Source organism: Kaarinaea lacus (genome assembly GCF_975902315.1).
Map to the genome: position 1 here is coordinate 1 of NZ_CDLKIE010000283.1, position 9780 is coordinate 9780.

Genomic DNA, 9780 nt, shown 5'->3' on the forward strand with positions numbered 1-9780 from the left:
ACCATTGATCGCATTAAAGAGTTATACAGTATGTTTGGTCGTGACAATGTACTACCTTTTATTTTCTTTATCGGTATACAACCCGGCACCCCAATGGAACGCTTGTTGATGGATCAGGGGTATCTTAGTAGAAGTTATAATCCATTAACACTGAATCCATTTATTATTAAGAAGCTGCTTTATAACCCAAAACCTTTGGGGCCCGTCATTGCACGCAGTTATCTAGAGGCAGTTGATGCTCTGGATGAAGATAGTGAATATATAGGGCGTGCAACCATGGACAATCTTGAGCGCAATTTGAAAGTTATGAATATGACAACCAGTGTTAGCGCATCTCTGTTGGCAAGCAAGCAAAGTGAGGTCGGTCCAGTGTAAGCCCCTGGTATATTCGTCGGGTTTTCAGGCTTCCTTAAAAGGCCTCATCAATGCAATCTGTCAGAATAATCTATGAAAGCGTGTGTATACACAAATTACGGCCCGCCAGATGTTCTTCAAATTAAAGAAGTAAGAAAACCAGTCCCCAGGGATTCTGAAGTACTGATAAAAGTTCATGCGACTACCGTTAATCGAACCGATTGCGCAACGATTAGGGCCAAACCATTTTTTGCAAGATTGTGGACAGGATTAATGTGGCCAGGTAAACAGGTTTCTGGAACGGAATTCGCTGGCGAAATAGAAGCGTGTGGTAAAAATATCTCATCGCTTAGAATGGGGGATAAAGTATTTGGTTTTGATGATCGGGGCGCTCAATCTCACGCGCAATACCTGACAATAACAGACGATAAAGTTGTAACAATGCCGGACAGCCTGTCGTACGAACAGGCGGCAGCCAGTTCTGAAGGCGCACACTATGCGTATAATTTTATTAATAAGGTTGATATCAAGGAGGGACAGAATGTTCTCGTGAACGGCGCAACCGGCGCTATTGGTTCGGCTGCAGTTCAGCTTTTAAAATATTTTGGTGTTCATGTTACGGCGGTGTGCGCGACGAAGAATATTAAGTTAGTAGAGTCACTCGGGGCAGATAGAGTCATCGATTATACAAATGAGGATTTTACGAAAGACAAACAAGAATATGACTTTGTATTTGATACCGTTGGTAAAAGTTCGTTTTTTAAGTGCAGGCGTTTACTGCTGCCGGGAGGAGTCTATATATCGTCGGATTTGGGTTATATGGCTCAAAATATCTTCTTACCTCTGGTAACGCCATTTATAAAACCGATGCTGGGCTATACAAAAACGGTGTCTCCAGTTCCCAGGGATATTAGAGGAAGTTTACATTTGGTCAAAAGTCTTATCGAGCAGGGTAAATTCACGGCCGTGATCGATAGAGAATTTCCACTTGAGCAAATAGTTGAGGCATTTCGGTATGTGGAAAAAGGTCATAAAACAGGAAATGTTGTAATATCGGTTACACATAATGACAATAAGACTGGAACGTAACAATACCATGAAAGATTGTAATCAGTGTGGGAAATGTTGCATAAAGTATGGTGCTGGCGGCTTATCGGCATCGGCAAGCGAAATCGATTCGTGGAGAATTTTTCGACCTGACATATATCGCTTCGTTCGTGATGGAAAAATCTGGACAAGTCCCGACACGGGTAAGCCTCTGGAGTTATGTCCCTGGCTGAGGAAACTACCCGGTCAAAACAGGTATATGTGCGAAATCTATGAAGCCCGCCCCGATGATTGCAAATACTACCCTACGACTATCGAAGAAATGCTAAGGGATGAATGCGAGATGCTGGAAGCACAGGACCTGGCTAATCCGAAGCTGGCCCAGAAAAAACTCGATAATATTATGGCGGATAGTCGACCCGCGCTAAAGTAGGGGCTAAACACCGTTATCCACAACACTTCGTTATTGTCTGCGTTTTGCGACATGGCTCTCATTGAAGCAGGAAAAACTGTCAAATAAGCAGCTGGTGGGTGTGGAAATGAGATGATTGCCTGGCCAAAGGGGACAGTATATAAGTATCTGCTGGGTTTTTTGGGCTTTGGGATATTTCTGTGATACTTCTTGAATATAGTTATCCATAGGGTCACGTTCAATTGGTTTTACAGATATGGTGGTTTTTGGAAAACTCCGGTTCAGGAGATTCATTTTATTCGCTCTAGTATGTCCGGTTCATGCCTTTGCGCAGTTTGAACAAATCCCACGAATTGAGGCCCTGGGAAAGACGGTAGCCAGTATTGCTATTCAGGGTTTGCAGCGCACGCGAAAATCCGTTGTTGTTCGAGAATTGCTTATACAGGATGGAGAAGTTCTCCAGCAATCAGAATTGACGGAAAGCCTGCAACGCCTGAAAAATCTTCGGTTGTTTCATGAGGTTAATGATACTTACTATCTCGATGAGTTTGGACAAGTTCATATTCACCTGGAGATCTCTGAATCTTTCACCACCATTCCCATACTCAAAATCACCAAAGGGGGTGGAACAACTTATTTGGTGGCAGGTGTTTATGACGTGAATATCCAGGGGAAGTACCTGGAGGCAGGTGCGCAATATGAATCCTGGAATGGCGAGCATGGCGGGGTAGTCTGGTTTCGAAATCCGAGGTTTCTGAATCAACGCATTCGTTTTGGTACGGACCTGTGGTCTGTGAATCGCCCACGGGATCTTTATGAGCCGGATGGTACCAGTCAGGGGAATTTTGTTTTATATCAGCGAAAATTAAATATTTTTCTGGATAAAGAATGGTTTGCTGGATTTACGTTGGGTGCCGGCCTTGAGTTTGATGACAATCGCTTGCGAGATGGGGCTATGGCGGATCAGCTCAGCGATGGTGTTTCCGATGCATTAGCCAGTCAAACAGACACCAGTATAGTATGGGCAAAGGGTTACATAAATTTGGGACGACTGAATTATGACAATTACCTGATTGAGGGTAAGTTGTCTGCGCTAAATCTCGACTACTCTATTCCGGCCCTGGGTTCTGATAATGAGGCCTACAGAATATTCTGGAATAATAAATTTTTCTGGCGGGTGGGTGAGAGCGCGAACCTCGGATTACAGTTTAGATGGTCGAAAACCAATAGCAATGAGCTACAGTATTTATATTACGTTGGTGGATTTGAAAATGTACGAGGCTATTTCGATGGCCAGCTACGGGGTAAGCAGTATTGGCAAACGAACCTGGAATATCGCGAGTTATTCTATGAGTCGAGATTGTTTTACCTGCAGGGTAATGTATTTGCTGATGCGGCACAGCTGATTGACGCTACTAGCCCCGTTGAAAGTAATACGGATGACGTTTTTTCCAGTGTCGGTGTAGGCTTGCGAATTGGTTCGACCAAAATTTACCGATTAACGGCGCGACTGGATATCGCTTTAGCTACTAGTCATCCAGCGACCAGTCGAATATCTTTTGGCGTGCAACAGTTCTTTTAATTAAACCTGATCGAAATCAGATAAACATGCTCTCAACTCAGCTATCAACGGTATTCATTTTTTCTCACAAGGTGCTTTCATCTCAGCCTGGAATGATTGTCGCCGTCATTATGACCGTGGTTTTATATGGTTGTGATAAAGATATCAAAACGGGTAAAGATGCGATTACCTTTTATGATTCAAGCTTCCAAAGTCCCGTAGATGGTAAGCTAAGTGAAGAACAGGTGGCAGACTATATTGTTATTCGTCAGAAAATTCTCCGTCAAGTGAATGCGCAAAAGCTGGCTAAAAAGACGACGTCGGAAGAAATCCCGGAAATCTCACCCATCAGTTCCAATAATCGCTATTTCGACCAAATTGAAAGGCAGGTCGCTCACTCAAAAAATATGAGTTACGACGAATTTCAATGGATTAAGGATACAGTAATATCTACACAGACAACGTTGGTGGTACAGCAGTATTACGATTTGAATAATAGAATAATGACATTGCTTGATAAAACACTGGTTCGATACAAAGAAATTAATAGCGAAAATACTGATCAACAGGAGCAGCTGGTGATGGCTGGTCACGTTGAAGAGATGAAACAGGAAATAGCTAATCTGCGTGGAAAATTATCTGATCAACGCGAAAGGTCGCCAGCGCTGGAGCATAATATGATGATTGTTTCCAGATTCAAAAAAGAGTTTGAATCCCTGGAACAACAGGCGATTCAGACACTCTCGCCAAAACCTTCGTTTAAATAACAGGTTTCGACAGGTCAAACTGGAACGTCTATGTTGAACAGGTATCGACACAATAAAACTACATGGTTTGGTGTCGCGACAGTAGTTGTCTTAGCCGTGTTATGGCTTACGATGAACTATCATTTACAGTCTTCTACATCAGAAACGACAGCTGATGACAAAATCGCGAAAAGTATCAAAGAAGAGAGCGGTTACAAATTTGTTGATACATCTGAAAGTGAGATATTGCAGGAAATAAAAAATCGGTTCCCGATCAACGCCTATGAACTTCAAATCGCCAGGCAAAAAAATATTTTAGAGAATGAATTTAACCGTTCGGATTTGGTGGAACGCATAACCCTTGAAAGAGAATTGACATTGTTGCAGGTAAGAATAGATAACTGTCAACGGTATTATGATGAAAAGATTATGTTGTTGCTGGAAGTATTTCAGTCTATCAGGAAATTCAGAAACGATTTCACTTCCGATGAATATAATTCAGCGCAATTGGCGCTCATTAACGGCGATACCGAGTTGGCCAACAGACTATTGGCTAAGGTAGATGCTAAATATCGTGTGACTTTAGGAGGCACAGGGATTGATCGTGCCGCTGAAGCTGTCTATCAACAGGGAAAGATTGCGGAAGAAAATATTGATTATCGTAAGGCTTATCAACATTACCGGCAGGCAGTACGATATGATCCACTCAACACAGAATATTTAATCGATGCTGGAAAAATTGCTGATAGCATTGCTTTATATGGTAAGGCAATTGTTTTCTATGAGGCAGCGCTCAGTAATCTGCGAAAAAACAAGGAGAAGTCACCGCATGAGACCCGACAGCTATTGGTTAAGCTTGGAAAAACATGGAGTAGTAAAGGCGAGCCGGAGAAAGCAATTGAATATTTTGAGTCAGCTTTGGCGAATGATATCGACACTTTTGGCCGTATGCATCTCAATGTAGCGGAAGACTATAACCACCTTGGTTCTGCGTGGGAAAGCAAAGGTAATAAGCATCAAGCGAAACAACATTACCGTCGTGCTGTAAAACTTTATGAAGCAGAGTTGGGGAAAAACCATCTAACAACCTTATCAGCCAGGGAAAACCTGGAAAGGCTTATGTGAGACTATATGGAAGGGATTTGGCAGTTATATTTTCATTACAGATAAGATAATAATTATCAGAAAATATTAACTACTGGTTTCTGTAACAATGTCGGGTCTTAAGCGACCTATAATGAGTTAATTGAATGTAAAGAGAGGCGTAATATGAAGTTTGGTCAAATGCTTATCCTGGTAGTAAGTCTGTTCGGACTAATGTCAAATGCGATGGCAGAAAAGGCGGTATTCGCCGGCGGTTGTTTCTGGTGCATGGAATCCGATTTTGAGAAGTTGAAAGATAAAGGTGTCATAGATGTGGTCTCTGGTTTTACCGGGGGAACATTAAAAAATCCCACCTACAATGGCAACCATACGGGTCACTACGAGGCTATTGAAGTAACTTATGATCCAGCCAGGATCAGTTATCAGCAGTTGCTGGACTATTACTGGGTTCAGGTCGATCCATTTGATGACAGGGGTCAGTTTTGCGACAAAGGCCATAGCTATCTGAGCGCGATTTTTGTGGCCAATGATGAGGAAAGAAAACTGGCAGAGAAATCCCGGCAGAAGGTGGTGGAGCAGTTTCCGCGTAAGAAGGTGGTAACCCCTGTTCTGGATGCTGCTACATTTTATCCCATTCAAGGTGATGAAAGTTACCATCAGGATTATTATAAAAATAATCCTATCCGCTACAAGTTCTATCGTTTTAACTGTGGCAGGGATCAACGATTGAAAGAAATCTGGGGTGATAAGGCAACACATTAAAGTTGTCTGAAACGCGTTATGCTACAGGCAGATCCTGATTCACCACATGGTACAAGCGAACAACCACGCTCGGTGCCATGTAACTTTTCCGGTCCTTACCTGGTGAAGCGGGCCGTAATACCTAATTAATCAATAAGTTACAGGCTGTGTAACGTCACTATTTTTATTCACTCAACAACTGCCCCTTTCTGGTCGAGGTATTAAGTTCGAACCAGTCTATGCCGATAAGGTAAGCAACTGGAATGTAAGAAATTTCAGCACTTAACCACAAATGAAATGGCATTGATTTACAGATTTTCCTCCAGCGACCATTATGAAAATTAATTTACCCGTCACGCAGAAAGAAATTACCCTCGCCGACGATTGCATCATTCTGTCAACCACAGATGCAAAAGGTCAGATCACATACGTGAATGATGATTTTATTAAATACAGTGGTTATACAGAGGAAGAATTATTGGGAAAAAGCCACAACATTGTCCGGCATCCCGACATGCCGAGTGAAGCATTTGATAATTTGTGGTCCACGATTAAATCCAGCAAACCGTGGATGGGCATGGTTAAAAATCGCTGCAAAAACGGTGATCACTATTGGGTGGACGCCATTGTTACACCTATTATCAGAAATGGCAGTATTACCGAATATCAATCCATTCGTACCAGGGCGAGTCGTGAAAATATCGAACGCGCGGACAGCATATATAAGAGCATTGCCAGCAAAAAAGTTAACGTTACAGCACAAAGTTTTTCTGTAGGTATCTTTGGCCGCCTGTTGTTGATATTTCTCATCAGCTTGTTACCCGTCGTTGTTGTGGCTTTAGCTACAAGTGATATTAGCCCATTATGGCTGAGTATCGCGGTGATGGCGTCGCTCACGCTCGCGGGTGGCACTATATTCTGGACTATTCGTACTATACGCAACGCGATGGAATACGCTCATGGCATTGTAAATAATCCCTTGATGCAATTTGTTTATACCGGCGAGAAAGATGAAAGTGCATCACTGATGTTCGCGATGAAAATGCTGCAGAAAAAAATCCATGCGGTGTCAGGAAGAATGCAGGATAGCTCCAGGCAATTGCAAAAATCATCGAACGATCTTGGTAATGCAGTTGGTCTTAACAGGAAAGGCGTATTGCACCAGGATGCTGAGTCAGCAAAGCTTGTTGATGCCGTGAATGAGCTGCATGGAACATCTACCGAGGTGTCAAATAACGTTCAATCTTCAACGCAAAACCTAGACCAGGTAACTGCTGCTGCAAACCAGGGGCAGGCGATCGTTGATCAGGCGGTAGCGCAAATGGATAATCTGTGGCAACAAGTGGATGAGTCTACAGGTGTAATTAGTAGCCTGAAATCCGACAGTGAGAATATAGGCAAGATTCTAGATGTCATTAAGGGTATTGCTGAGCAAACCAATTTACTGGCGCTTAATGCAGCGATTGAAGCGGCGCGTGCGGGTGAGCGGGGTAAGGGGTTTGCCGTAGTGGCAAGTGAGGTACGTACTTTGGCCGCGCGCACCCAGGAGTCAACGCTTCATATTGAAGATATGATCGCGCAGTTACAGGCCAGAACCCATGAAGTGGTCAGCACCATGAGCAACAGCCGGACACTGGCAGACATTAGTGTTAAGCAAATTACAGAGGCGGGTGATTCATTATCGAATATATCCGAGGCAATAAATCACATTGCACATCACAACGCTCAAATTAACCGGATGTCGCTGGAACAACTGGATTTCATCAAAAATGTCAGTAGCAATGTGGTGGTTATTAATGACATCAATGAGCTGTCCGTGGAAACTGCTGTTGAACTGGAAAATATTGCGAGAGAAGTCGACAACCATGCCCGTGGTTTGCTGGAACTGATTAACTCACTGTCACGTTGATACCCTGCTATTTAACCTGGACCATTATTTGAAGGAAGCTCGAAAGTGGAAATAAAATTAACTGGAGCTAAGGCGATTGTGGCTGTACTTGCAGTCACTGGATTTCTTGTTTTCAAATTTAATATGCAGACAGAAGCGCTGCAAACCGAAGGGGTCGATGAAATAAAAAAATGGCTGCAATTAGAATCTGTACGTGCTGTGTTACCAGATATGGAAAAAGCTGTTGAAGCGCCGGGGCAAAATGCCGGATATCTCGAGCAAGTGGTTAACGATCTGCAAGAAGAGAATATTGATATTGTATCTGTAACCAGGCGTGGTGTAGAAGAAAGAATTGTTGCGCGGGTGGAAGTAAAATATAAAGGTGAGACTCCGCCTGATGGAAAGAATATTCGCTATTTGAAAATGAAATACTCAATGCTCACTGGCTGGCGCGTAGAACGCGAAACATCGAAGTGGAACTATTATTTAGCGTCTTTTTAGTTTGTCGAGCTGATTGCAGGGAGCAGAGGTCCTGAAATTGTTTTAATCAGTGGCTTGTAACAGTAAAAAGCCACACCCCCTTTTTTTTAATCCACATATATACGAGATAGACTGTTGCCAGTGTGACAGCCGTTACAATTCCCGTCGCTGGTTGGCGAAAGCATAAAGCGCATACCCTGGCTGCTTTCTACCACCGGATACAGACCATTATTACCCCAGTCAATATTCTGCGTGGTGTAAAAATTACCGAGTGCATCTACTTCTATAGTGGCTACAAGATTGCCAGCGGCGTTGGCGCTGGTGTATAAGTAGATTGTGGTGTTGGGATAAACGGCGGTTTCCGTTAAGTTGTATACTGTACCAGCTGTTCGAAATTGATATTCATTAGAGCTGCCGACGCTGTGGCAGTTTAGGCAAGTTTGTCCCGCTCTGTGACTAATACTGGTATTGTGGAGGCTGATTCTGGAATCGCCATCATCGTCATCATCTTCGCTGCTGTCGCAACCGATGATTAAAAATAGCTGAAGTAACACTATAAGCAACATGAGCATATTTTTACGTGGCATAACGTGTGGACCTTGAATGATTAGCGGCTAAATGGCATTCATCATACATGGAGTGGATTTGTGCTCCCTTAATGTTAACTTAAATGCCAGTATATCGTGCAAGTTATGAACAAAAGGATTCGCTTTCCTTGTTAATGTTTGATCAGCTGGCTTGCTATATGGAGATAACGCTAATCCTTTTGTGGTGCTTGTTAACAATCGCACATTGATAAGGGGTGTTTATGTTTAAGGTCATCCGAAGTGGTGAGAATCGCCTGGATATTGAGATGAGTGGGAAGCTGGACGCTGATGGGATGAAATTAGCATTGGACGAACTCGTCAATCAGTCGAAAAATATTAAAAATGGCAAAATGCTATACGACGTTATCGATTTCCATCTACCGTCACTCAGTGCCATTGGAATTGAATTCTCTCGTCTGCCTTCGATGTTGGGATTTATGAAGAAATTCGACAGAGCAGCTGTTTTGACTGACAAAGTCTGGTTGCAGAAAGTCAGTGAGCTTGAGGGAGTTTTGTACCCGGGTCTTGAAATCAGGGCTTTTACTCGTGACCAAAAAGCAGAAGCGGAAGCCTGGCTGTCGAGTTAGATTGAGATTTTTTCTCTGCGATTATGGTCCAGTTATTAAAAATGCATAGAACTTATTTTTTTCATCTTATTGCGCTGACCATCTTTCTCAGCGCCTGCGCTACTACGCCACTATTACCTTACTCGGAAAACTCCACACCGCTAATTCTTTTACCTGTAACGCAAGCAGGCGTAACGGATGAGCGCGGCCGCTTTCGAGAGATACTATGCGCTATTCTTGAGAAGCGCGGTTCGACGCTCCCAGACTATCGTTCCTGTGATGACGCGCTTAGCC

The 9780-nt window shown here is 43.1% G+C and carries 11 protein-coding genes and 1 pseudogene; 11 read left to right on the plus strand and 1 reads right to left on the minus strand.

Features of this window, described 5'->3' with window-relative positions; genetic code table 11:
- From ACWVCM_RS08870 to ACWVCM_RS08910, 9 genes and pseudogenes are all read left to right on the plus strand, one after another.
- Positions 1-375, plus strand: a pseudogene (locus ACWVCM_RS08870) (hypothetical protein); the annotation flags it as partial.
- A 72-nt stretch (positions 376-447) separates the two neighbouring features.
- The gene (locus tag ACWVCM_RS08875) at positions 448-1443 is read left to right on the plus strand and encodes an NAD(P)-dependent alcohol dehydrogenase (protein ID WP_455201379.1); all 996 of its coding nucleotides are present in this window, start codon (positions 448-450) and stop codon (positions 1441-1443) included.
- On the plus strand, positions 1421-1834 hold the full coding sequence (locus tag ACWVCM_RS08880) for a YkgJ family cysteine cluster protein (protein ID WP_455201380.1): 414 nt from the start codon (positions 1421-1423) through the stop codon (positions 1832-1834). The genes ACWVCM_RS08875 and ACWVCM_RS08880 overlap by 23 nt, the downstream gene beginning before the upstream one ends.
- A gap of 235 nt (positions 1835-2069) precedes the next feature.
- Positions 2070-3395, plus strand: coding sequence for a BamA/TamA family outer membrane protein (locus ACWVCM_RS08885; protein WP_455201381.1), 1326 nt, complete (start codon positions 2070-2072; stop codon positions 3393-3395).
- Positions 3396-3421: 26 nt separating this feature from the next.
- The gene (locus tag ACWVCM_RS08890; RefSeq protein WP_455201382.1) at positions 3422-4141 is read left to right on the plus strand and encodes a hypothetical protein; all 720 of its coding nucleotides are present in this window, start codon (positions 3422-3424) and stop codon (positions 4139-4141) included.
- A 30-nt stretch (positions 4142-4171) separates the two neighbouring features.
- Complete coding sequence (locus tag ACWVCM_RS08895) at positions 4172-5245, plus strand: tetratricopeptide repeat protein (protein ID WP_455201383.1); 1074 nt, start codon at positions 4172-4174, stop codon at positions 5243-5245.
- Positions 5246-5389: 144 nt separating this feature from the next.
- Positions 5390-5986 (plus strand): peptide-methionine (S)-S-oxide reductase MsrA, encoded by a 597-nt coding sequence (gene msrA, locus ACWVCM_RS08900; protein ID WP_455201384.1) that lies wholly within the window; start codon positions 5390-5392, stop codon positions 5984-5986.
- 313 nt (positions 5987-6299) lie between these two features.
- Positions 6300-7874, plus strand: coding sequence for a methyl-accepting chemotaxis protein (locus ACWVCM_RS08905; protein WP_455201385.1), 1575 nt, complete (start codon positions 6300-6302; stop codon positions 7872-7874).
- Positions 7875-7919: 45 nt separating this feature from the next.
- Positions 7920-8354, plus strand: coding sequence for a hypothetical protein (locus ACWVCM_RS08910; RefSeq protein WP_455201386.1), 435 nt, complete (start codon positions 7920-7922; stop codon positions 8352-8354).
- A gap of 86 nt (positions 8355-8440) precedes the next feature.
- On the opposite strand, the gene ACWVCM_RS08915 is transcribed toward ACWVCM_RS08910, so the two are convergent.
- The gene (locus ACWVCM_RS08915; RefSeq protein ID WP_455201387.1) at positions 8441-8920 is read right to left on the minus strand and encodes a hypothetical protein; all 480 of its coding nucleotides are present in this window, start codon (positions 8918-8920) and stop codon (positions 8441-8443) included.
- A gap of 221 nt (positions 8921-9141) precedes the next feature.
- Between ACWVCM_RS08915 and ACWVCM_RS08920 the strand changes: the two genes are divergently transcribed.
- Positions 9142-9507, plus strand: a complete 366-nt coding sequence (locus tag ACWVCM_RS08920; RefSeq protein ID WP_455201388.1) for an STAS/SEC14 domain-containing protein — start codon at positions 9142-9144, stop codon at positions 9505-9507.
- 41 nt (positions 9508-9548) lie between these two features.
- Positions 9549-9780, plus strand: a 232-nt coding sequence (locus ACWVCM_RS08925; RefSeq protein WP_455201389.1) for a hypothetical protein, incomplete at its 3' end; no start/stop codon positions are given.

Coding starts and splice junctions, on each gene's coding strand:
- ACWVCM_RS08890 (WP_455201382.1), top strand. CDS start 3,422: ATGCTCTCAACTCAGCTATCAACGGTATTCATTTTTTCTCACAAGGTG.
- ACWVCM_RS08920 (WP_455201388.1), top strand. CDS start 9,142: ATGTTTAAGGTCATCCGAAGTGGTGAGAATCGCCTGGATATTGAGATG.
- ACWVCM_RS08915 (WP_455201387.1), bottom strand. CDS start 8,920: ATGCCACGTAAAAATATGCTCATGTTGCTTATAGTGTTACTTCAGCTA.
- ACWVCM_RS08905 (WP_455201385.1), top strand. CDS start 6,300: ATGAAAATTAATTTACCCGTCACGCAGAAAGAAATTACCCTCGCCGAC.
- ACWVCM_RS08875 (WP_455201379.1), top strand. CDS start 448: ATGAAAGCGTGTGTATACACAAATTACGGCCCGCCAGATGTTCTTCAA.
- ACWVCM_RS08880 (WP_455201380.1), top strand. CDS start 1,421: ATGACAATAAGACTGGAACGTAACAATACCATGAAAGATTGTAATCAG.
- ACWVCM_RS08885 (WP_455201381.1), top strand. CDS start 2,070: ATGGTGGTTTTTGGAAAACTCCGGTTCAGGAGATTCATTTTATTCGCT.
- ACWVCM_RS08895 (WP_455201383.1), top strand. CDS start 4,172: ATGTTGAACAGGTATCGACACAATAAAACTACATGGTTTGGTGTCGCG.
- msrA (WP_455201384.1), top strand. CDS start 5,390: ATGAAGTTTGGTCAAATGCTTATCCTGGTAGTAAGTCTGTTCGGACTA.